Origin of the sequence: Kitasatospora sp. NBC_01560, from assembly GCF_045208415.1 — a bacterium.
Lineage (GTDB): Bacteria > Actinomycetota > Actinomycetes > Streptomycetales > Streptomycetaceae > Kitasatospora.
Window position 1 is genome coordinate 6,002,802 of the sequence record NZ_CP109364.1, and the last position, 22,596, is coordinate 6,025,397.

General features: G+C 72.0%; 20 protein-coding genes. 10 read left to right on the plus strand and 10 right to left on the minus strand.

The genetic code is table 11. The features are described 5' to 3' along the window. Positions 1-581: 581 nt before the first annotated feature. Positions 582-1,025: a methylmalonyl-CoA epimerase gene (gene mce, locus OH807_RS26220; RefSeq protein WP_406211189.1), complete on the minus strand. Its 444-nt coding sequence runs from the start codon at positions 1,023-1,025 to the stop codon at positions 582-584. Positions 1,026-1,284: 259 nt separating this feature from the next. Between mce and OH807_RS26225 the strand changes: the two genes are divergently transcribed. Beyond that, complete coding sequence (locus tag OH807_RS26225; protein ID WP_406203144.1) at positions 1,285-2,478, plus strand: acetyl-CoA C-acetyltransferase; 1,194 nt, start codon at positions 1,285-1,287, stop codon at positions 2,476-2,478. Positions 2,479-2,549: 71 nt separating this feature from the next. Further along, positions 2,550-3,506 (plus strand): methylmalonyl Co-A mutase-associated GTPase MeaB, encoded by a 957-nt coding sequence (gene meaB, locus OH807_RS26230; protein WP_406203146.1) that lies wholly within the window; start codon positions 2,550-2,552, stop codon positions 3,504-3,506. An 87-nt stretch (positions 3,507-3,593) separates the two neighbouring features. On the opposite strand, the gene OH807_RS26235 is transcribed toward meaB, so the two are convergent. The 5 genes from OH807_RS26235 to OH807_RS26255 all read right to left on the minus strand — a co-directional run bounded on the left by OH807_RS26235 (position 3,594) and on the right by OH807_RS26255 (position 7,388). Further along, entirely contained in the window at positions 3,594-4,109 is a 516-nt protein-coding gene (locus OH807_RS26235; protein ID WP_406203149.1) for a MarR family winged helix-turn-helix transcriptional regulator, read from the minus strand. 39 nt (positions 4,110-4,148) lie between these two features. Further along, a complete protein-coding gene (locus tag OH807_RS26240; protein ID WP_406211191.1) occupies positions 4,149-4,964 on the minus strand; it encodes an AIM24 family protein in 816 nt (271 codons plus the stop codon). A gap of 266 nt (positions 4,965-5,230) precedes the next feature. Further along, positions 5,231-5,881 (minus strand): AIM24 family protein, encoded by a 651-nt coding sequence (locus OH807_RS26245; RefSeq protein ID WP_406203151.1) that lies wholly within the window; start codon positions 5,879-5,881, stop codon positions 5,231-5,233. Then, complete coding sequence (locus OH807_RS26250; RefSeq protein ID WP_406203153.1) at positions 5,881-6,519, minus strand: AIM24 family protein; 639 nt, start codon at positions 6,517-6,519, stop codon at positions 5,881-5,883. The genes OH807_RS26245 and OH807_RS26250 overlap by 1 nt, the downstream gene beginning before the upstream one ends. Positions 6,520-6,599: 80 nt before the next feature. After that, positions 6,600-7,388 carry a DUF2127 domain-containing protein gene (locus tag OH807_RS26255; protein ID WP_406203155.1) on the minus strand — a complete coding sequence of 263 codons (789 nt, stop codon included), beginning with the start codon at positions 7,386-7,388 and terminating at the stop codon, positions 6,600-6,602. Between the two features lie 232 nt (positions 7,389-7,620). Between OH807_RS26255 and OH807_RS26260 the strand changes: the two genes are divergently transcribed. Further along, on the plus strand, positions 7,621-7,947 hold the full coding sequence (locus tag OH807_RS26260) for a DUF3817 domain-containing protein (RefSeq protein WP_406211193.1): 327 nt from the start codon (positions 7,621-7,623) through the stop codon (positions 7,945-7,947). A 154-nt stretch (positions 7,948-8,101) separates the two neighbouring features. On the opposite strand, the gene OH807_RS26265 is transcribed toward OH807_RS26260, so the two are convergent. Together OH807_RS26265 and OH807_RS26270 are read right to left on the minus strand one after the other, a co-directional pair. Continuing rightward, entirely contained in the window at positions 8,102-9,715 is a 1,614-nt protein-coding gene (locus OH807_RS26265; protein WP_406203157.1) for a M4 family metallopeptidase, read from the minus strand. A gap of 489 nt (positions 9,716-10,204) precedes the next feature. Continuing rightward, positions 10,205-11,842, minus strand: coding sequence for a M4 family metallopeptidase (locus tag OH807_RS26270; protein ID WP_406203159.1), 1,638 nt, complete (start codon positions 11,840-11,842; stop codon positions 10,205-10,207). A 493-nt stretch (positions 11,843-12,335) separates the two neighbouring features. Between OH807_RS26270 and OH807_RS26275 the strand changes: the two genes are divergently transcribed. From OH807_RS26275 to OH807_RS26285, 3 genes are all read left to right on the plus strand, one after another. Further along, positions 12,336-12,869, plus strand: coding sequence for a MarR family winged helix-turn-helix transcriptional regulator (locus OH807_RS26275; RefSeq protein ID WP_406203161.1), 534 nt, complete (start codon positions 12,336-12,338; stop codon positions 12,867-12,869). A 150-nt stretch (positions 12,870-13,019) separates the two neighbouring features. Further along, positions 13,020-13,361: a DUF3817 domain-containing protein gene (locus tag OH807_RS26280; RefSeq protein WP_406203163.1), complete on the plus strand. Its 342-nt coding sequence runs from the start codon at positions 13,020-13,022 to the stop codon at positions 13,359-13,361. 169 nt (positions 13,362-13,530) lie between these two features. Further along, entirely contained in the window at positions 13,531-15,216 is a 1,686-nt protein-coding gene (locus tag OH807_RS26285) for a methylmalonyl-CoA mutase (protein ID WP_406203165.1), read from the plus strand. Between the two features lie 127 nt (positions 15,217-15,343). On the opposite strand, the gene OH807_RS26290 is transcribed toward OH807_RS26285, so the two are convergent. After that, positions 15,344-15,904 carry a TetR/AcrR family transcriptional regulator gene (locus OH807_RS26290; RefSeq protein ID WP_406211195.1) on the minus strand — a complete coding sequence of 187 codons (561 nt, stop codon included), beginning with the start codon at positions 15,902-15,904 and terminating at the stop codon, positions 15,344-15,346. 570 nt (positions 15,905-16,474) lie between these two features. On the opposite strand from OH807_RS26290, the gene trxA reads away from it, so the two are divergent. The 4 genes from trxA to OH807_RS26310 all read left to right on the plus strand — a co-directional run bounded on the left by trxA (position 16,475) and on the right by OH807_RS26310 (position 21,035). After that, positions 16,475-17,488, plus strand: coding sequence for a thioredoxin (trxA, locus tag OH807_RS26295; RefSeq protein WP_406203167.1), 1,014 nt, complete (start codon positions 16,475-16,477; stop codon positions 17,486-17,488). A gap of 709 nt (positions 17,489-18,197) precedes the next feature. Next, a complete protein-coding gene (locus OH807_RS26300) occupies positions 18,198-18,863 on the plus strand; it encodes a DUF6230 family protein (protein ID WP_406203169.1) in 666 nt (221 codons plus the stop codon). A gap of 133 nt (positions 18,864-18,996) precedes the next feature. Continuing rightward, positions 18,997-19,626 carry a DUF6114 domain-containing protein gene (locus OH807_RS26305; protein ID WP_406203171.1) on the plus strand — a complete coding sequence of 210 codons (630 nt, stop codon included), beginning with the start codon at positions 18,997-18,999 and terminating at the stop codon, positions 19,624-19,626. Further along, complete coding sequence (locus OH807_RS26310; RefSeq protein ID WP_406203173.1) at positions 19,623-21,035, plus strand: hypothetical protein; 1,413 nt, start codon at positions 19,623-19,625, stop codon at positions 21,033-21,035. Before OH807_RS26305 ends, OH807_RS26310 begins: the two co-directional genes overlap by 4 nt. A 105-nt stretch (positions 21,036-21,140) precedes the next feature. Here the strand turns inward: OH807_RS26310 and pyk are convergent, their stop codons facing one another. After that, a complete protein-coding gene (gene pyk, locus OH807_RS26315; protein ID WP_406203175.1) occupies positions 21,141-22,568 on the minus strand; it encodes a pyruvate kinase in 1,428 nt (475 codons plus the stop codon). Between the last annotated feature and the right edge of the window lie 28 nt (positions 22,569-22,596).

Genomic DNA, 22,596 nt, shown 5'->3' on the forward strand with positions numbered 1-22,596 from the left:
CTCGACCCGACCGTTCCCGGGCACCCGCTGTCCGGGGCCCCGGTCCGACTGGTCCTTGCATCCGCGGTCGGTGGACGACCCCTTTTCGGTCGGGGGCGTCCGCCACGGTGGTCGAAGCCCTGGCCGTGGGAGCGCGGTCGATCCGCATTCCCCCGTCCGGGTGGACTTCTGGGCGAACTCTTGCCTGTGGAGAATGGTGACAGATCCGAACTGCGACTGTTCAGCCGTGCCCGCGTAATGGACTCCCCTGCGACGGGCCGGCCACCGGCTGGCGGACGGGCCTGTCATCGGCCGTGCCCGTCGGCCCCGTCCCCCGGAGTCTTCGCGCACCTGGGCATTGTAGTGGGAGCGCCGTGCGGGGGAATGGCCGCGTGGGGGTTTTCCGGGCAGACGGCCACATTACTGACGAGTCACCAGGGGGTGCGGGCCGGCCGTGGTGCCCGCCGACGCCCCGGAACGGCCCCGCCGGGCCCGGCGTCACCGGGCCCGGCGGGGCCGCGTGCGGGGGCTGCCGGCGGGGTCGTGCGTGTGCGGACGCGGTGCACCGGCCGTGCCGGCACCGGCCCGCGGGGCGTCCAGTATCAGTGGGCGTCGTGCGCACCCGGCTCGGCCGAGGTGACCAGCTCGGTCAGCACGCCGCCGCAGTCCTTCGGGTGCAGGAAGGTGATCCGCGAGCCCATCGAGCCGATCCGGGGCTGCTCGTAGAGGACCCGGACGCCCTTGGCCCGGATCTCCTCGGAGTCACCGTCCACGTCGGCGGTGCCGAAGGCGATGTGGTGGACGCCCTCGCCGTTCTTCTCCAGCCACTTGGCGACGGTGGAGTCGGGCCGGGTGGGCTCCAGCAGCTGGAGGTAGGAGGCGCCGCCGTCACCGGTGTCGTTGATCTTGAGCATGGCCTCGCGGACGCCCTGCTCCTCGTTGACCTCGCTGTGGAACACCTCGAAGCCGTAGGTGGCGCGGTAGAACTCGACCGTCTTGTCGAGGTCGCGGCAGGCGATGCCGATGTGGTCGATGCGGGTGAGCACGGTGGCCTCCGGGGTCGGGGCGGGCAACGGGACGGCAACAGTGCAGCGCATGCGGCGGGGGTGCGCCAGCGATGGCGGTTGCGAGCCTGCTCACACGGCACGGCCCGCCGGCCCGGTTCACCCGGATCGGGTTGACACGGTGTTGACTGGACAGTGCCAGTGCGCTCGATCACACCTTTGCTCCGGTGACGGGCGGGTTACAGGTCAGTACATTGAGCGGCATCCTCACCTGGCCACGACGTGCGAAGGGGCTCGTCCCATGACCAACACCACCTCTGTGATCGTTGCCGGTGCTCGGACCCCGATGGGTCGCCTGCTCGGTTCGCTCAAGGGCTTCTCCGGCGCCGACCTCGGCGGCTTCGCGATCAAGGCCGCGGTCGAGCGGGCCGGCATCACGGGTGAGCAGGTCCAGTACGTGATCATGGGCCAGGTGCTGCAGGCCGGCGCCGGTCAGATCCCGGCCCGCCAGGCCGCCGTCAAGGCCGGCATCCCGCTGAGCGTCCCGGCGCTCACCATCAACAAGGTGTGCCTCTCCGGCCTCGACGCCATCGCGCTGGCCGACCAGCTGATCCGCGCCGGCGAGTTCGACATCGTGGTGGCCGGCGGCCAGGAGTCGATGACCAACGCCCCGCACCTGCTGCCGAAGTCCCGCGAGGGCTACAAGTACGGCGCGATCGAGCTGCTGGACGCGATGGCCCACGACGGCCTCACCGACGCCTACGAGAACATCCCGATGGGCGAGTCCACCGAGAAGCACAACACCCGGCTGGGCATCCCGCGCGACGTCCAGGACGAGATCGCCGCCGCCTCGCACCAGCGGGCCGCCAAGGCGCAGCAGAACGGCGTCTTCGACGCCGAGATCGTCCCGGTCGAGATCCCGCAGCGCCGCGGCGAGCCGGTCGTCCTCAGCCAGGACGAGGGCATCCGCGCGGACACCACCGTCGAGGGTCTGGCCAAGCTGCGCCCGGCCTTCACCAAGGACGGCACGATCACCGCCGGCACCTCCTCGCAGATCTCCGACGGCGCCGCCGCGGTGGTCGTGATGAGCAAGGCCAAGGCCGAGGAGCTGGGCCTGACCTGGATCGCCGAGATCGGCGCGCACGGCAACGTCGCGGGCCCGGACAACTCGCTGCAGTCGCAGCCGTCCAACGCGATCAAGCACGCGCTGGCCAAGGAGGGCCTGGAGGTCGGTGACCTCGACCTGATCGAGATCAACGAGGCCTTCGCGGCGGTGGCCCACCAGTCGACGAAGGACCTGGGCGTCTCGTCCGACATCGTCAACGTGAACGGCGGCGCGATCGCGCTCGGCCACCCGATCGGGATGTCCGGCGCCCGCGTGGTGCTGCACCTGGCGCTGGAGCTCCAGCGCCGCGGCGGCGGCGTCGGTGCGGCCGCGCTGTGCGGCGGCGGCGGCCAGGGCGACGCCCTGATCGTCCGCGTTCCGAAGGCCTGATCGTCTGACGTACCGTCGGGGCTGCGGACCGCCACGAGCGGTCCGCGGCCCTGATCCGTGAGGAGTTCCCGATGATCGATGTGCCGACGCTGGTCGAGCAGGCCCGGCAGGGGCGTCCGCGGGCCGTGGCCCGGCTGATCTCGCTGGTCGAGAACGCCGCCCCGCAGCTGCGCGAGGCGATGGCCGCGCTCGCGCCGTACACCGGCCGCGCCTACACCGTCGGGCTGACCGGGTCGCCGGGGGTCGGCAAGTCGACCTCGACCTCCGCGCTGGTCTCCGCCTACCGCCGGCTCGGCAAGCGGGTCGGGGTGCTGGCCGTCGACCCCTCCTCGCCGTTCTCCGGCGGCGCGCTGCTCGGTGACCGGGTCCGGATGCAGGACCACGCCACCGACCCGGAGGTGTTCATCCGCTCGATGGCCACCCGTGGTCACCTCGGCGGCCTCTCCTGGTCGGCCCCGCAGGCGCTGCGGGTGCTCGACGGGGCCGGCTGCGACGTGATCCTGGTCGAGACCGTCGGGGTCGGCCAGTCCGAGGTCGAGGTGGCCGCCCAGGCGGACACCACCGTGGTGCTGCTCGCGCCCGGGATGGGCGACGGCATCCAGGCCGCCAAGGCCGGGATCCTGGAGATCGGCGACGTCTTCGTGGTCAACAAGGCCGACCGGGACGGCGCCGACGCCACCGCCCGGGAGCTGAACCACATGCTCGGCCTCGGCGAGGCCCGCGAGGCGGGGGCGTGGCGCCCGCCGATCGTGAAGACCGTCGCGGCCCGCGGCGAGGGCGTGGACGAGCTGGTCGAGGCGCTGGAGAAGCACCGCGCCTGGCTGGAGGAGCACGGCGAGCTGGCCGCGCGCCGCCGCCGCCGGGCCGCCGACGAGGTGGAGGCGATCGCGCTGGCCGCGCTCCGGGCCCGGATCGGCAGCCTGCACGGCGACCGCCACCTGGCCACCCTGGCCGAGCGGGTCACGGCGGGCGAGCTGGATCCGTACGGTGCCGCGGACGAGCTGGTCGCCGGGCTGACCCAGGCCTGACCCGGCGTCGGCCGGGCATGCGCGAGGGCCGGTACCCCGTCCGTGACGGGGTACCGGCCCTCGCGCATGCGCCAACCCGTGGGGCGGTTACGAGCGGCCGCGCAGCCCGCGCAGGTGCTCGGCGACGGGGGCCAGCGCCTCGTACATCGCGTCCAGCTGCTCGGGGGTGAAGCGGTCGATGAAGTGCGCCCGGACGCTGCGGACGTGGTCCGGGGCGACCTTCTGCATGGTCCCCCAGCCCTGCTCGGTGAGGTGGGCGTAGAGCCCGCGCCGGTCGCCCGGGCACTCCTGGCGCAGCACCAGCCCGGCCGTCTCCATGCGGGTGATCTGGTGCGAGAGCCGGCTCTTGGACTGCAGGGTCGCGGTGGCGAGGTCGGTCATCCGCATCCGCCGCTCGGGCGCCTCGGAGAGGACGACGAGGATCTCGTAGTCGTTGATGGCGAGGTTGTGCGGCTGGAGCTCGCGGCCGAGCTGGTAGTCCAGCAGCTTGGCGACCTCCAGGTGGGCGCGCCACAGCCGCTGCTCCCGGGCGGTCAGCCAGGGAGTCTCCTCCCCGTGCTCCGAGGGGGAGACGTCCGCGGCGTCGATCGTGTGCGCATCCATGGGGGCAGCATACCGTACTTAGTTAAATCTTGTACAAGTTTACAGGCCGAAACGTCGCCCGAGATCGCCCAGGTTACCGAGACCGGGCACGTTGACGTTGGGCAGCTGGCTCCCGTGGCCGGCGCCGGGCTGCTGCGAGGGCACCCCGCCCATCGGCACACCGGCCTCGGCGTGCACCTGGCCCACCGCGCGCTCGGCCATCAGCACCTCGGTCGACTGCAGCAGCACCTGGCCGGCGCCGATGAACTCGAACTGGTGCTCCTCGCCGGACGCCCCGCCGAGCCCGGTCAGCCGGCGGATGCCGCCGATCACCCCGTGCATGTAGTCGTGGTCGTAGTGGTGGCACGGCGCGGGGCAGTCCGCCCAGCCGACCAGCGCCTGCGGGTCCACCCGGATCGGCGGCTCGACGAAGTGCACCGGGCCGTTGGAGGCGGCCACGAACTTGCCGGAGCCGATCAGCGTGAGGAAGCCCGGGATGATCGACTGCTTGAGGCGCAGCGTCGGCTCGTAGGCCAGCAGGTTGCCCGAGCGGACCGTCAGGTTCCCCTCCTCCAGGTCGTAGGAGTTGAGGTCGAAGGCCCGGTCGGCCAGCAGCAGCTTGCCCCGGCCCTCGGCGACCACCCAGTCCGCCGCGTGCATCGGCGAGTTGAAGTGCTGGCCGAGCATCCGGTCGATCGCCCCGGCGCCGACGCCCTTGAAGGAGATGTCGCCGTAGTAGGCGATCATCTTGCCCTTCTGCAGGAAGTAGGACCCGTTCAGGTCGACCGAGAAGGCGTACGGGTTGATGTTGTCGTTGACCGGCAGGCTGTGCGCGTCGTGCACCACCGGGCCGGAGCCGTCCTGCGCCTTGGGCAGCGGGGCCTGCGCGCCGCCGAACTGCTCCTGGGCGTACTGCTGCGGCGGCTGCTGCTGCGGATAACCCTGCTGCGGGTAGCCCTGCTGGGGGTGGCCCTGCGGCGGCGGGGGCGGGTAGCCCTGCCCGGGCGGCGGGCCGTAGCCGGGCGGCGGGGCGGCGGGGAAGCCGGGCTGGGTCGGCTGGTTGTACGGCGAGGGCTGCCCGTACGGCTGCTGGCCGTACGGGTCCTGCGGCTGCCCGTACGGAGGCTGCGGCGGGTAGGACATCAGAGCTTCTCCTCGCTCGCCTGCACGAACACCGTGCCGTTGCCGGACAGCTCCAGCTGGAAGGCCTCGCCGGAGCCGCGTCCGATCATGTCGCGCCACCCCAGCGCGGTGGACAGCTTGTTCTGGACCTGGCCGCGGTGCGCGACGTAGGCCTGGGGGTCGACGTGCACCGGCTGGTGCGGGGTGATCGGCAGCTCGAAGACGCCGCCGTGCGCCATCACCGCGACGGCGCCGTGGCCGTCCAGCTTGGTGGTGAACAGGCCCTGGCCGGTCACCTGGCCGCGCACCATGCCCATCACGCCGCCCTGCGAGCCCATGAACATGGTGGACTGCTGCAGCGAGCCCTCGAAGGCCAGCAGCCGGTCGGCCTCGACGTACAGGGTGTCGCCGGCCAGCTCGATCACGTGCACGTGGTGGCCGCCGTGGCCGAAGAGCACGGTGCCCTGGCCCTCGACCGTCATCAGCGGGGTGTCCTCGTTGGCCACCCGGCGGCCGATCATCGACATGACGCCGCCCTGCCCGCCGGTGATGTTCGGCGTGAACCGGACCTCGCCGGTGTACGCGAGCATCGCGCCGCGCTGGCTGAACAGCCGCTGCCCGGGCACGACCCGGGCCTCGATCATCTTGTTGTTGATCCTGGTGAACGGCATCAGACGTCGCCCCCGACGGTGAGCTTCTCGGACGGCTGCACGTAGACCAGGCCCTCGCCGCTGAACTCCACCTGGACGGCCTCGCCACCGCCCTCGCCGATGAAGGTCGACCAGCCGGCGCCGGACTTCAGGCTGCGGCTCAGGTTGCCGGTGTGCGCGACGTACGCCCCCGGGTCCACCCGCAGCGGCATGCCCTGGGACACCCGCAGGATGATCGCCGGCCCCTTGGAGGTGACCGCCGCCCAGCCGTGGCCCTCGACCTTGGTGGTGAACAGGCCGTTGCCGGAGGAGACGCCGTTCAGACCGGTGAAGCTGGTGCCGGTCCGCAGCGTGCCCTCGGTGCAGAGCAGGTTGTCCGACTCGACGTAGAGCGTCTCGCCGTTCAACCTGACGAGGTTGATCTCGGTGGCCTTGTCGGCGAAGTAGCAGGTGCCCTGCCCCTTCACCTCCATGACCGTCATCTGCTCGCCGGTCAGCCGGCGGGTGACCATGCCGCGCAGGCCGTCACCGCCACCGCTGAGCTTCTTGAAGCTCATCTGGCCGCTGTACGCGACCATCGAGCCGTTTCTGGCTTTCACGCCGTCGCCCGTCATGTCGACGGCGAGCGTCTTGGACCCTTGGAGTCGAAACTGTGCCACGGGCGAAATGTAGCCGTATCCGGCGCCGCCGGGGGAGGGGGCATCGGCGTTCTGATACCGCTCTGCGACAAATGCCCGGATCACGCGGGGGCGTGCGCGCCCCGCGGTGCCGACCCGGCGGCCTGCTCCACCTCCAGCAGCGAGGCCGAGTGGCGCTCGGCCTCGAAGGCCACCACGCCGCCGCGCAGCCCGAAGAGCCGCTTCGAGAGGAGGATCCAGAGCACCGCGACGATGTTCAGCGCCAGCGTGCCGATCTTCACCGCGCTGACGTGCTCGGTCAGCTCGTAGACCTCCAGCGGGAGGAAGGCCGCGGTGGCCACCACGGTCAGGTACTCGGCCCAGCGCCGGCCCAGCCAGAGCCCGTACGCCTCGACGATCTCGATCACCGCGTAGACCAGCAGCGCGCCCGCGACGATCAGCAGGGTGTTGTGGTGGTAGTCGAAGGTCTTGCGGATGGTGTCGACGATCGGGGAGTGCTCCAAGTCCCAGTGGAAGTGCTCGGTGACCGGGCGCAGGACGGTGAGGTTCTCGTCGAAGATCCGGCGCACCGCGTCCTGGCTGTTGGAGAACTTCCAGACGCCCCAGGCGACCACGACGATCAGGAGGCCGCGCAGCAGCCGTTCGACGGCCAGGAAGCGCAGGATGAAGAGGTCCCGCAGGGCCTTGCCGCGCGGCACCAGCGGTGCTTCGTCGGCCGGCCCGGAGCCGTGCGGGGCGCCGAGCGTGAAGTCGCCGCAGCGCAGGCAGCGCCAGGCGTCGCCGAGGGCGGTCGCGGCGTGCAGCCGGCGGTTCAGCTCGGGCTCGGTCGGCGCGTAGGTGAGGTGGCCGCGCCGCGCGCAGGTCCTCCGGTCCCAGTCCCTCTTGAACATCGTTCGTACCCCCGTGTGCGATGCGGACGGCGCCCTGGTCACCGGGCGCGCGCCAGCAGGATAGGGGTGCGGCCGGGCCCGGCGGCGCGGCCGGGGGAGTTCTGCTGCAGGGCTGTGACATCCGGCACGGCCGCGACCCCGGCGGCCGGTCCGGACGTGTGCTCGGTGATAATGGCGAGGATGCTTGTGAGCCGGTTCACAAGCGATCTCCGACCACCGCATCGAGGTACCCATCGTGAACAGCAGTGCCGTCCACCGCCTGCGCCTGGTCTCCGCCCCGGAGGGCCTCTCCTTCCTCCTGCTGCTGGTCTGCTCGGTCCTCAAGCGGACCACGAGCTTCGACGCCGTCCCGGTGATGGGGTCGGTCCACGGGATGCTGTTCATCCTCTACGTGGTCTTCTGGATCATGGCCTGGCAGACGCAGAAGTGGGACGCCAAGCGCGGCATCCTGCTCTTCGTCCTCTCGGTGCTGCCCACCGGCGGGTTCTTCGCCGAGCGGATGCTGAAGAAGGAGGAGCTCGGCGAGGCGGCGCCGGTCCGCGAGCCCGCCGCCGCCTGAGCCCCGCGCCCGAAACCCCGCGCCGGCCGCTCGCGCGCACGCCCGGCCGCCCGCACGCAGGCCGACAGGCTGCCGGGGCCCCCTCTCCCAGTGGGCCCCGGCAGCCTGTCGCCGTTTCCGGGGGTTGCGGTGGCCGGCTCCCGCCGGACCGGCGCTAGTTGACGTTCACCGCGCTCCACGCGGCCGCGACCGCGTTGTACTGGACGCTGCCGGCGCCGTAGAGGTCCTTGGCGGCGTTCAGGGTCGCGGTGCGGGCGGCCTTGTAGTTGGTGGTGGAGGTGAAGTAGACGGTCAGCGCGCGGTACCAGATCGCGGCGGCCTTGTCCCGGCCGATACCGGTGACGGTGGAGCCGTTGGAGGTCGGGCTGTTGTAGCTGACGCCGTTGATGGTCTTGGCGCCGCTGCCCTCGGCCAGCAGGTAGAAGAAGTGGTTGGCCACGCCCGAGGAGTAGTGGACGTCCACGTTGCCGACCCCGGAGTACCAGGAGTCCTTGGACGCGCCGTCCTTGGAGGGCTTGTCCATGTAGCGCAGCGGGGTGCCGTTGCCGTTCAGGTTGAGCCGCTCGCCGATCAGGTAGTCCGGCACGTCCGAGGGCAGGTTGGCGTACCACTCGACCATGGTGCCGAAGATGTCCGAGGTGGCCTCGTTGAGGCCGCCGGACTCACCGGAGTAGACCAGCCCGGCCGTCGCCGAGGTGACGCCGTGGGTCATCTCGTGGCCGGCCACGTCGATCGCGGTCAGCGGGTGGGTGTTGCCCGAGCCGTCGCCGTACGTCATGCAGAAGCAGGAGTCGTCCCAGAACGCGTTGACGTAGTTGGATCCGTAGTGGACGCGGCTGCTCGCGCCGACGCCGTTGTTCTTGATGCCGCTGCGGCCGAAGGTGTTCTTGTAGTAGTCCCACGTCGCGCCGGCGCCGTACTGGGCGTCCACCGCGGCGGACTGGGTGTTGGAGGCGAGGCCGGTGCCCCAGACGTTGTCCGCGTCGGTGTAGAGCGCGTTGCCGTTGGCGGCGTTGCCGGTCCACTGGTTGCCGCGGGAGGCGTCCTTGAGCTGGTAGGTCGAGCCGCTCTGGGTGGTGGTCAGCGGGACACTGCCGACGAAGACGCCCTTGCCGGTGCCGTTCGCGGTCTGGATCTCCTCGTGGGTGGAGAGCACCGCGCCGGTGGCCGCGTCGGTGACCAGCCGCTGGCGGCTCGGGGTGCCGTCGGCCCGCTCGCCGTTGACGACCGTCTGGTAGGCCAGCCGCGGGCTGCCGTCGGCGGCCCAGACGATCAGGGTGGCCGCGCCCGCGCCGTCGACCCGGCTGATCGCCGACTCGTCCTTGTCGGCCGCGATGCCGACGGTGGCCCGGACCGCGCCGAGCGCCTGGGCGGACGCCTTGTCGGCGGAGAGCGCCGGGGTGAGGCTGCCCAGGGCCAGCTGCCCGGTGAACGCCCGGTCCACCGAGGTGATCGAGCCGTTGGCCTTCTGGTGCACCACCAGGTCGCCGCCGATCACCTGCAGGCCGCCGAGCGTCCGCTCGTAGCGCAGGTGGCGGGCGCCGTTGGCGTCCACCACGGCGTCCTTGGCGACCAGCTTCTCCTGGCCGCCGAGGCCGAGCGCCTGCGCCACCGGCGCGGCCTCGCTGCCGGCCAGGGAGATCAGCGCGTCGTGCTGCTGCACCACCGAGGGTGCGGCGGCCTGGGCGGGTGCGGCGGCGACCTGGATCGCGCCGGCCAGCAGGGCGGTGGCGGAGAGTACGGCTCCGGCTGTCAGCTTTCGCTTCACGTACGGGGTTCCTTCCACGAAACCGCGTGTGCGCGGTCACGCCGCATACCGGGGCGCCGGGGTTGGCGCCGTGGGGCGGTAGGGCGCTGACGTGCTGCTCCCGTGCGGTCCTTGACGGCCGGTCGGTGGGTGGGGCGACGGTCGTCGAACGGGGCTTGGGCAGAAGCATGACAAGTCGGTGGAGTGGAGGACAGACCGCCGTGGGGGATTGGCCAGGTTCCGCCAGTCGCCGGGGCGGGTGGTTCGGCTGCGGCGGATGCCCGGTTCGGGCCGGTTCGCCCCGCTGGCGGGATCCCGCCAGCGGAGCGGCCTTGCCGGGTCCGGCGCCCGTTGCTACGCGCGCCCGCAGCAGAAGGGGTGCCCGGCGGCGCGCGGTGCCCGTGACGGACTGCGCCGGCGGCGTGAGGGTGCCGGCGGCGGAGGGTGCCCGGACGCGCGGACGCCCGGGGCCTCCCCTCCCAGTGAGGACCCGGGCGCCGCGCGCGGACGTCAGCTGACGTTGACGCCGCTCCACGCAGCCGCGACCGCGTTGTACTCGGTGCTGCCGGCGCCGTAGAGGTCCTTGGCGGCGTTCAGCGTGCCGGTGCGGGCGGCCTTGTAGTTGGTGGTGGAGGTGAAGTAGACGGTGAGCGCGCGGTACCAGATCGCCGCGGCCTTGTCCCGGCCGATGCCGGTGACGGTCGACCCGTTGGAGGTCGGGCTGTTGTAGCTGACGCCGTTGATGGTCTTGGCGCCGCTGCCCTCGGCCAGCAGGTAGAAGAAGTGGTTGGCCACGCCGGAGGAGTAGTGGACGTCGAGGTTGCCCACACCCGACGACCAGGAGTCGGCCGAGCCGCCGTCCTTGGAGGGCTTGTCCATGTAGCGCAGCGGGGTGCCGTCGCCGTTGAGGTCGATCTCCTCGCCGATCAGGTAGTCCGGCTTGTCGGTGGCGAGGTTGGCGTAGAACTCGACCATGGTGCCGAAGATGTCCGAGGTGGCCTCGTTGAGGCCGCCGGACTCACCCGAGTAGTTGAGGCCGGCGGTGGCCGAGGTGACGCCGTGGGTCATCTCGTGACCGGCCACGTCGATCTCGGTCAGCGGGTGGGTGTTGCTCGCGCCGTCGCCGTACGACATGCAGAAGCACTGGTCGGACCAGAACGCGTTGACGTAGTTCTTGCCGTAGTGGACCCGGCTGGTGGCGCCGACGCCGTTGTTCTTGATGCCGCTGCGGCCGAAGGTGTTCTTGTAGAAGTCCCAGGTGGCCGCAGCGCCGTACTGCGCGTCCACCGCGGCCGACTGGCCGTTGGAGACGAGGCCGTTGCCCCAGACGTTGTCCGCGTCGGTGTACAGCGTGCCCGAGCCGGAGGTGCGGCCCTTGAAGTCGACGGTGGACTGACCGCCGCGGGAGGCGTCCTTCAGCGAGTAGCCGCCGCTGGCGGTGGTGGTGGTCAGCGGGACGCTGCCGACGAAGACGCCCTTGCCGGAGCCGGTCGCGGTCTGCACCTGCTCGTGGGTGGAGAGCACCTCGCCGGTGGCGGCGTCGGTGACCAGCAGCTGGCTGGACGGGGTGCCGTCGGCGCGCACGCCCTCGACGGTCGTCCGGTACGCCAGGCGCGGGTTGCCGTCCGCGGCCCAGACCACCAGCTGCGCGGCGCCGGCCTGGTGGACCTCGCTGAGCGGGGACTCGTCCTTGTCGGCGGTGATGCCGACGGTGGACTGCACGGCGCCGGACGCCTGCGCGGCCGCCTTGTCGGCGGGGATGGCCGGGGTGAGGCTCGGCACGGCTATCGGCGCGGCGACGGCCTTGTCCACGGCCTCGACCGCACCGCCCGCGGCCTGGTGCACGACCAGGTCGCCGCCGAGGACGGGCAGACCGGCGAAGGTGCGCTCGAAGCGGAGGTGGCGGGTGCCGTCGGCGTCGACCACGGCGTCCTTGGCGACCAGCTTCTCCTGGCCGCCGAGGGCGAGCGCCTTGGCCAGCGGGTCGGCCTGACCCTTCGCCACGGCCAGGACGGCCTCGCGCTGCTGCGAGGCCTGGGCCTGCGCCGAGGGGGTCGGGGCGGCCTGGGCGGCGGTGCTCACCTGGATGACGCCGGTGAGGAGGGCGGTGGCGGAGAGTACGGCGCCGGCTGCGAGCTTTCGCTTCACGTACAGGTCCTTCCGGGAAACCGCGAGTGCGCGGGCGCGCCTCGTCCCGGGGTGCCGGAGGTGGCACCTTAGGGGCGGAACGGGCGCTGACGTGCTGCTCCGTGCGGTCGAGCGGCGGGTCACCGGTGAGTGGGGCGGTGGCCTGCCGAACGGGGCTGGCCGAAAGCATGACAATGCAACAAGTGAAATGACAGGTCTGGTTCATCTATTGGCCAGGTCTCGCCAGTCCGACGGAATGTGAACAGGGCGGCAAAAGGGTCAAATCCCCCCGTCTTGCAGCGGGTTACCGCCCGAACCGACGCTTGATCACGGGCCCGGCGTCCGGTTGCCGGCGAACCGCGCACCCCGGCGGGCCGGTTGTCGGTGGTTCACATCCGCGCAACGTGCTGGTCCGGACCAGCCCGTCCCACTGGCGGGATCCCGCCACGTGTCGCGCTTGTCCACCATCAGGACGCCTGATAGCAGCGGCCCCACCCGCCGGTACGGTAAGGAGGTGGCCAAGCCCCTCGCACTCGACTTCGACCCGATCGCCCGCGCCGACGAGCTGTGGACCCGCCGCTGGGGCGGAGTCCCCTCGATGGCGGCGATCACCTCGGTCATGCGCGCCCATCAGATCCTGCTGGCGCGGGTGGACACCGTGCTCAAGCCGTACGGGCTGACCTTCGCCCGGTACGAGGCGCTGGTGCTGCTGACCTTCAGCCGGACCGGCGAGCTCTCGCTCTCCAAGATCGGCGAGCGGCTGATGGTCCACCCGACCAGCGTCACCAACACCGTCGACCGCCTGGAGCGGGCCGGCCTGGTCGCCCGCCGCCCCAACCCGCTGGACGGCCGCGGGGTGCTCGCCTCGATCACCGCCCGCGGCCGCGAGACGGTCGAGGAGGCCACCCGGGAGCTGATGGCGATGGAGTTCGGGCTGGAGGAGTACGACGCCGACCAGTGCCGCCAGGTGTTCGAGCTGCTCCGGCCGCTGCGGATCGCCGCCGGCGACTTCGCCGAGCCGGAGGCGCCGGCGGCCCCGGCGGAGTAGGGCACGGCGCGCGGGGCGGCCCGGCCGGGGCGCGGCGACGGCCGGGCAGGGCGCTGCACGGCGCACCCGTAAGCGGCGGCTACCCTCGTGGGAGCGGTGCGCGGATCGGGGCGTACCGGCCGAATCCTGCCGAGCGAGGCGATGAGAAGTATGAAGGCGACCCCCCTGCTGGGCTGGTACCGGGCCCTGGCCATTGCGACCGGCGTGGCGCTGCTGGTGTTCTGCGGCTTCATGGTGGCGAAGTACGGCTTCGACACCGCCGAGGACGTGACCACCTACGTCGCGATGCTGCACGGCTACCTCTACATCGGGTACTTCGTGGTCACCTTCCTGCTCGGCCAGAAGCTGAAGTGGCCGCTCGGCCGGATGATCTTCACCCTGGCCGCCGGCTGCATCCCGTTCGCCTCCTTCGTGGCCGAGCGCAAGGTGGTCGCCGAGGCCGCCGCGAAGCTCCCGGCCGGTGCCGCCGCGCGGGAGACCGCCGGCGTCTGACCGTCGTCCGCCCCGAAGGGCGCCCTCCCCCGCCGGGGAGGGCGCCCTTTCGCGTGTCGGGGCCGGCATCCGTCGACAAGTACTAGGACGTCCGAGTAAATTAGTAGGACGTCCTAACAGCTGTGCCGCCCCGGTGTCGGAGCGGCCGTACGGAGCGGAGTTCGGGGTCATGGACGCCGAGGAGATCGAGCGCGGACGGCAGCGCTGGCAGCAGCGGTACGACAGTGCCCGCAAGCGGGACGCGGACTTCACCACCCTCTCCGGCGACGAGGTCGCGCCGGTCTACGGCCCGCCTGCGGGGCAGCCCGTCGAGGGCTTCGAGCGGATCGGCTGGCCGGGCGAGTACCCGTACACCCGCGGCCTGCACGCCACCGGCTACCGCGGCCGGACGTGGACCATCCGCCAGTTCGCCGGGTTCGGCAACGCCCAGCAGACGAACGAGCGCTACCGGATGATCCTGGAGGCGGGCGGCGGCGGCCTCTCGGTCGCCTTCGACATGCCCACCCTGATGGGGTACGACTCGGACGACGCCAAGTCGCTCGGCGAGGTCGGCCACTGCGGCGTGGCCATCGACTCGGCCGCCGACATGGAGGTCCTGTTCCAGGGCATCCCGCTCGGCGAGGTCACCACCTCGATGACGATCAGCGGCCCGGCCGTCCCGATCTTCTGCATGTACCTGGTGGCCGCCGAGCGCCAGGGCGTCGACCCGGCGGTGCTCAACGGCACCCTGCAGACGGACATCTTCAAGGAGTACATCGCCCAGAAGGAGTGGCTCTTCGCCCCCGAGCCGCACCTGCGCCTGATCGGCGACCTGATGGCGTACTGCGCCCGGGGCATCCCGGCGTACAAGCCGCTCTCGGTCTCCGGCTACCACATCCGCGAGGCCGGGGCGACGGCCGCGCAGGAGCTGGCCTACACGCTGGCGGACGGCTTCGCCTACGTGGAGCTGGGCCTCTCCCGCGGCCTGGACGTCGACGTCTTCGCGCCCGGCCTCTCCTTCTTCTTCGACGCGCACCTGGACTTCTTCGAGGAGATCGCCAAGTTCCGCGCCGCCCGCCGGATCTGGGCCCGCTGGATGCGCGACCGCTTCGGCGCCAAGACCGACAAGGCGCAGTGGCTGCGCTTCCACACCCAGACCGCCGGCGTCTCGCTGACCGCGCAGCAGCCGTACAACAACGTGGTCCGCACCGCGGTCGAGGCGCTCTCGGCGGTGCTCGGCGGCACCAACTCGCTGCACACCAACGCCCTCGACGAGACCCTGGCGCTCCCCTCCGAGCAGGCCGCCGAGATCGCCCTGCGCACCCAGCAGGTGCTGATGGAGGAGACCGGCATCACCAACGTGGCCGACCCGCTGGGCGGCTCCTGGTACGTCGAGGCGCTGACCGACCGGATCGAGCAGCAGGCCGAGGCGATCTTCGAGCGGATCCTCGACAAGGGCCGGGAGGACCACGAGATCGGCCCGATCACCTCCGGCATCCTGCGCGGGATCGAGGAGGGCTGGTTCACCGGGGAGATCGCCGAGGCGGCCTTCCAGTACCAGCAGGGCGTGGAGAAGGGCGAGAAGCGGGTCGTCGGCGTCAACTGCCACCCGCGCAGCGTCACCCCCGAGCTGGAGATCCTGCGGGTCAGCCACGAGGTCGAGCGCGAGCAGGTGCGCGTGCTGGCCGAGCGGAAGGCCGGCCGGGACGAGGCGGCGGTGCGGGCCGGGCTGGACGCGATGCTGGCGGCGGCGCGCTCGGGCGCGTCGATGATCCCGCCGATGCTGGACGCCGTCCGGGCCGAGGCCACCCTGGGCGAGATCTGCAACCTGCTGCGCGAGGAGTGGGGGATCTACCGGGAGACCGCCCGGTTCTAGGCGGCCGGCTCCGGGCGCTCCGGCGTCCGGGGCCCTGCCCGCCCCTTCCGGCTCCCCCGGAGGCGCCGAACCGCCCCGCACGAGGACCGTGCGGGGCGGTTCGGCGTGCCTCCGGCCCCGCGCGGGCTCAGCCCCCCAGCAGGCTGGGGAAGGGCCCGAGCAGCAGGCTGGTGAAGCGCGTGGTCCACTCGGCCGTGATCGGCTCACCGCTGACCAGCACCCGGTGCTCGACCGTCCCGGCGATGGTGTCGAAGATGATGTCGATCTCCTCCCCGGCGGTCGTCTCGTCGGCGTCCGGGGCGAGCTCGCCGCGCGCCTGGGCGGCCGCCCGGCCCTGCCGGACGAGCCGCTTCTGCGGGTCGACGATCGCCTCCCGGATCCGCCGCCGCAGCTGCCGGTCCCGGGTGCCCTCGGCGAACAGCGCGAGCAGCGCGGCCTGGGTCTCCGGCCGGGCCAGCAGGTCGGCGAACTGGGCGACCACCGCCTCGATGTCGGCCCGCAGGCTGCCGAGGTCGGGCATCACGAGTTCGTCGAAGAGGCTGGCCACGGCGTCCACCACCAGCTCGTTCTTGGACGGCCAGCGGCGGTACAGGGTGGTCTTGGCGACCTTGGCGCGGATCGCCACGTGACCCATGGTCAGCCCGCCCCAGCCGAGTTCGGCGAGGGCCTCGCGGGTGGCGTCCAGGATGGCGTGGTCGGCGGCGGCGCTGCGCGGACGGCCCTTGGCCCGGGTGGTGGTGCCGTCGGGGTTCTCGGCGGCGCCGACGGTGCCTGCGGGGCTCTGTGCGGCGCTGGCGGGGGTCCGGGCGGCCTCCGCGGCGGCGCCCGGGGGGTCCGCCCGGTCGGCGGCCGGGCGCTCCGGGGTCACGGCGGGGGGCTGGGGGGCCGGCACCGGGCCTCCTTGCGATCTACTGGTAAGTAACATGGGTGGGACCGGTAACGGTAGCGACCTTCCGGCCTCCAGGTCAGCCAGGCTGCCCGGGAAAGTGGGGCAGCTCACGTCGCGGGAAGGCCGGATGGGGTTGCGGCGGGGGCCCTCGATCCAGTTACGCTACGACTCGTAGCGAAAGCAGTGACAACCAGGCGCCGCACCCGTGGGACGGGGTGGCGCGGGTGCGGGTGGGGCCCCGCACCGAACGGTTCGGACTTGCCGGGGGGCGGGGTGTCGCACCCGGGACTCGTGGCCGCGCAGCCCGCGCGGAGCGACTTTCCCGGAGGATGGTGCCCGCCGGCCGCGCGGACGGGGGAGGATGGTGCCATGCAGCCACGGAATTCGCGTCTCAACAGCTCCGCCCTGCGCGGTGCGGTCGACCTCGCCGCAGTGAAGGCAGCCGGCGAGGCCGCTCAGAAGGCCGAGCAGGCCCGGGCCGAGCGGGCCCGTCAGGCCGCCGCCGCCGAAGCGGCCGGGGTGGCCCCCGCGCAGGCGCCGTACGAGCTCGTCATCGACGTCACCGAGGACACCTTCGAGACCGAGGTCGTCCAGCGTTCCACCGAAGTGCCGGTGGTCATCGACTTCTGGGCCGAGTGGTGCGGGCCCTGCAAGCAGCTCAGTCCGATCCTGGAGCGCCTGGCCGAGGAGTACGCCGGCCGGATCGTGCTCGCCAAGATCGACGTCGACGCCAACCCGATGATCGCCCAGCAGTTCGGCATCCAGGGCATCCCGGCCGTGATGGCCGTGGTGGCCGGCCAGCTGGTGCCGCTGTTCCAGGGCGCCGAGAACGAGGCCAACATCCGCAAGGTGCTGGACCAGCTGGTCCTGGTCGCCGAGCAGCGCTTCGGTGTGGCCGGCGGCGCGGGCGTGCCCGGTGCCCCCGGCGAGGCGGGCGAGGCCGGCGAGCAGGCTGCACCGTACCCGCCGGAGGACCCGGCGCTGGCGGCCGCGCACGAGGCGCTGGACCGCGGTGACCTGGGCGGCGCGGTGCAGGCCTACCGGAACGTGCTGGCGGACGACCCGGGCAACACCGAGGCCAAGCTCGGCCTGGCCCAGGCGCAGCTGCTGCACCGGGTCGAGGCGCTGGACCCGCAGGCCGTCCGGGCGGCGGCCGCGGCCGGCCCCAAGGACGTCGCGGCGCAGCTGGAGGCGGCAGACCTGGACCTGGTCGGCGGTCACGTCGAGGACGCCTTCGGGCGTCTGGTGGACACCGTCGGGCGGACCTTCGGCGAGGACCGGGACACCGCCCGGCTCCGGCTGCTGGAGCTGTTCGAGGTGATCGGCACCGACGATCCCCGGGTGACGGCGGCGCGCACCGCGCTGGCCCGCGTGCTCTTCTGAGCCTGCTCCGGGGTGTTTCTGCCGGTGCCTACTGGCACGGTCGATGACCTGCGGTGTCGCTGGGGATTTGGCGACAATCCGGTCATCGCGTGAGAGGTTTACCAAATCTTGACATCACCCGTGGGTGGTCACTTCAGGTGACCACCCACGGGTGTTTCCTCAGTGTTTCCGGCGGATTTCCCCGTCACGATTCCTTCAATTCGTCACTCACGGTGTGCGACCGGCTGTTTTCATGATCGTCGGCATTCGATGTTGGATTACCCGTCAGTAACGAACCCCTTGTGCTTCGCCCGGGATTCGAGCAGCATCGGCGACGCCCGGTCCCAGAGTTCACCCCGCCGACAGCCGGTCGGCGGACGGAACGAGGGATCCCCACCGGGCAAGCCGCCGGCCCCGGCCGTCGGCAGGGAGGGCAGGGGGGTATCCGCGGTCCCACGGCGGTTCCTGTCCTTCGATCCGGCCGCGCGGCCCGCGCGGTCGCTGGTTGTCGCTCGGGGGTGATCGCCGATGTCGTCGGTCCTGCCCGCCGCCCCGCAGGGGTGGTCGGTGAAGGGACGGGAGTGCCGCTGTGTGCCGGCCGCTCCCGCGTCCGACGACGCCCAAGGCGCTCTCCGCTACCGAGGACGTAGCTCTCTCCCATCCCAGGCCCCCACCGGTGCGGGACGCACCGCCGGGAGCCGGAGATGTACGTCCTAGAAGGAGGACTCGCATGTCCCAGACCTACGGCAAGACCCGCTGGAAGCGCTTCGCCCTGGTGATGGTGCCGGGTATCGCCGCGACCGCCGCAGTCGGCGTCGCGATGGCGAACAACGCCCTGGCGGCGTCGTTCAGCGTCTCCGGCCAGAGCTTCAAGGTCACCGCGCAGGAGCTGCACGGCACCAACTTCGCGCAGTTCGGCTCGATCGACGCCGAGAGCAACGGTACGCCGCACCCGGTCGCCGTCTCGGCCTTCGACACGGCCACCATCAAGGGCCTGTGCCAGTCGGTCGTCACCGACCCGAACATCATCCCCGGCCTGCCGTGGAAGCTGCCCAAGATCACCCTGCGCCTGGAGGCCGGGCAGAGCGACGACGTCGCGAAGCAGGTCTCCGCGAAGAACCTGCTGATCGACCTCGACCAGCTGAACGCGGACGCCGAGTTCACCAACATCAACATCGGCCAGGACGCCTCCACCCTGAAGGGCACCGCCGTCCAGGGCTGGAAGTCCAGGCTCGGCACCGGCCTGCCCTCGGGCGGCGTCGGCTTCGCCCAGGCCGCCGACAAGGCCGACCTGACCAACGTCCAGCAGACCGCGTGGGCCACCTCGGCCGGCACCTTCAAGCTCCAGGGCCTGAAGCTCGCGCTGCACACCGACGGCGGGCACGAGTGCTACTAGGCCGCTGACCGGCGGCGGGTCTCCTGACCCGCCGCCGACCACGGCACCCGGGGGGTCGGGAGCGGTGAACGTACCGCTCCGGGCCCTCCCCCTCCCGTTTTTCGCCTCGTTCACACCATCGAGGAGCTGCACCGTGTCCAGCGCCCTTGCCGAGCTGCGGCCCGCCGAGCACGAGAACACCGTCCATTGGGTGCTTCGGGTGTTCCGTCACTTCCGCCGGTCCCGTCCGTTCTGGGGCGGCCTGCTGGCCATGGTCGCCGGCGTCCCGATCATGTACTTCCCGTACGCCAAGCTGGCGCTGAACGGCATGACCGTCACCATGGCGACGACCGCCGGTGCCGGGTCGCTGATCATCGGCATCCTGCTGATCGTGCTCGGGCTGACCGCCTGGTTCCAGCCGGCCGTGCGGATCTTCTCCGGTGTCGCGACCATGCTGCTGACGCTGGTCTCGATCCCGGTCTCCAACCTGTCCGGCTTCGGCATGGCGCTGCTGCCGGGCCTGATCGGCGGCGGCCTGATGGTCGCCTGGGCGCCGAACCCGGTCGAGGCCGCGCCCAAGGCCGAGGTGGTCGCCGCCACGGCGCCGGTGCCGCCGTCGACGGCCACCGGGGCCGCCGGTGCGCAGGCCGCCGGCGGCGAGGCCGCCACCGCCGTGCTGCCGGCCGTTCCCGCCCAGCCCGGGCCGCCGGCCCCCGGCGCCGCTCCGGCCGCCGGCGGCACCGTCCCGCAGCAGGCCGCCGGTGACCCGGAGGAGGCACGGTGACGGCGCCGCAGGACGAGCAGGGCCGCCCGGCCCTGCCGGAGCAGCGCTCCGGGCGCCACGCGGCGCGCCGCACGCCGGTGCGGATCCGGTTGAGAGGCCGGGCGCTGGCCATGGCCGCGGTGCCGACCGCGTTGCTGATGGCCGCCACCTACACGCCGAACGCGGCGGTCGCCGAGACCGCCGCGGGCAAGCCCTGCGCGACCGTGCCGGACGCCGCGCCGACGGTGGCGGAGACGCCCGTTCCCAAGAGCGAGCTGCCCCCGCCGCTGCCCGGCCCGTCCGTGCCGCTCCCGGTGAGCCCGACGGCCGCGCCGACGAGCACGCCGACGGGCGCGCCCGCCCCGGCGTCCACCGCCCCGACGGCGACCACCCAGGCTCCGGCGACCGCCTCGACAGCCGCCTCGACGCCGGCCTCGATACCCGGCTCGGCCCCGGTCCGCTCCGCGGCCACCGGCGGCTCCGGCGGCGTCGTCCAGGCCGGGCTGATCGACGACATCGTCGGCGGGATCACCAACCTGATCCACCCGAGCGGTTCGCCGAGCCCGTCGGCCGCCGCCACCACGGCGGCCCCGGCCCCGGCGCCGGCGACCGCGCCCGCCGCGGGCAGCCGCGCGGTGGCTCCGGCCGCCCCGGCCCCGGCCGCGAGCACCCAGGCGCCGTCCGCGCCCGCACCGTCCGCCGACACCCCGGCTTCCAAGGCCGCCCCGTCGGGCGCGCCGAGCCCTGCCGGGTCCGCCCCGGCGAGCGGCCGGGCGAGCACCGCCGCCAAGCCGTCCGCCGGCGCCAAGGCCTCCGGTGCGGCTGCGCCGTCCGGCTCCGCCGCACCGTCCGGCACCTCCTCACCGAGTGCCGACCCGAACTGCCTGGTGCCGATGAAGGGTCTGGCGGCCGGCTCCGGGGCGGACAACCCGATCCTGGTGCCGGACCAGAACTGGACCCTCCAGACCACCCGGCTGACCCTGAACCACGCCGTCCTGATGGGTGTGGTCAAGGTCCAGACGCCGACCACCACCAAGCGCGTGCTGAAGTTCGTGGTCGACAGCGTGGACATCGAGAACCTCGACATGTCGACGCTGGAGGGCAACGGCAAGACTTTTCACGTGAAGGGCGCGCCGGGCTCGGTCTCCACCATGCGCAGCGGCCCGGTCACCATGTACGTGGAGCGGCTCTCCGGCCACCTGTCCCAGGTGCTCGGCATCCCGATCCCGATCGACCTGGGCGAGCTCACCCTCACCCCGGACGGGCCGCTGCCGCAGTGGCTGTACGACCTGATCGGCAAGCTGGAGATCCCGCTCTGGATGCAGATGACCGGGGTCACCGCGGTGCAGTCCGGCCAGTTCGGCGGCACGCTGAAGATCCCCGGCATGCAGCTCTACAACGACGACAAGCCGTACGTCGGCAACAAGTAACGGCCCCCGCCGGCGGGCCGGCGCAGCGGAAACGCCCGTGGGGCGGACCCTCCACCGAAGGAGGGTCCGCCCCACGGGCGTTCGGTACCGGTCGTGCTCCGGGGCCTACTCGCTCCGGGTGCCCAGGTGGTGGACCTGGACCATGTTGGTGTTGCCGGGGATGCCGGGGGGCGAACCGGCGGTGACGATGACGGTGTCGCCCTCGTTCAGCTCGCCGATGCGGCGCAGCTCGCCGTCGACCTGCGCGACCATCTCGTCGGTGGAGCCGACCTGCTCGGTGACGTAGGCCTCGACGCCCCAGCTCAGCGAGAGCTGGTTGCGGGTCGCGGCGTCCGGGGTGAACGCGACCACCGGGATCGGCGAGCGGTAGCGGGAGAGCCGGCGCGCGGTGTCACCGGACTTGGTGAACGCGACCAGCGCCTTGCCGTTGAGGAAGTCGCCCAGCTCGCACGCGGCGCGGGCGATGGAGCCGCCCTGGGTGCGCGGCTTGCGGCCCGGGTTGAGCGGCTGGAGGCCCTGGGAGAGCAGCTCCTCCTCGGCCTTCTCGGCGATCCGGCTCATGGTGCGGACCGTCTCGATCGGGTACTTGCCGACGCTGGACTCGGCGGAGAGCATCACCGCGTCGGTGCCGTCCAGGATGGCGTTGGCGACGTCGGAGACCTCGGCGCGGGTGGGGCGCGAGGCGTGGATCATCGACTCCATCATCTGGGTGGCGACGATGACCGGCTTCGCGTTGCGGCGGGCCAGGGTGATCAGCTGCTTCTGGACCAGTGGCACCCGCTCCAGCGGGTACTCGACGGCCAGGTCGCCACGGGCCACCATGATGGCGTCGAAGGCGAGGACGATCTCCTCCATCGCCTCGACGGCCTGCGGCTTCTCGATCTTGGCGATGACCGGCACGCGGATGCCGACCTCGTCCATGACCTCGTGGACGTCCTTGATGTCGGCCGCGTTGCGGACGAAGGAGAGGGCGACCATGTCGACGCCCAGGGCCAGCGCGAAGCGCAGGTCGTCCTTGTCCTTCTCGGAGAGCGCGGGCACGTTCACGGCCGTGCCGGGCAGGTTGATGCCCTTGTTGTTCGAGAGCACGCCGCCCTCGATGACCACGGTCTTCACCTGCGGGCCGTCGACGCTGACGACCTCCAGGGCGATGACGCCGTCGTTGATCAGGACCGGGTCGCCGGGCTTGACGTCGCCGGGCAGGCCCTTGTAGGTGGTTCCGCAGATGTGCTGGTCACCGGGGACGTCCTCGGTGGTGATGATGAACTCGTCGCCGTTGTCGACGGTCACCGGGCCGTTGGCGAAGGTCGCCAGACGGATCTTGGGACCCTGGAGGTCGGCAAGGACGCCGATGGCCTTGCCGGTGTCCTCCGAGACCTGGCGGACCTTGCGGTACCGCTCCTCGTGGTCCGCGTGGGTGCCGTGGCTCATGTTCAGTCGGGCGACGTTCATGCCCGCCTCGACGATGGCCTTCAGCTGTTCGTAGGAGTCCGTGGCCGGACCCAGGGTGCAGACAATTTTCGCTCGGCGCATATCGATCAGTCTATCCGTTCGTGTTATA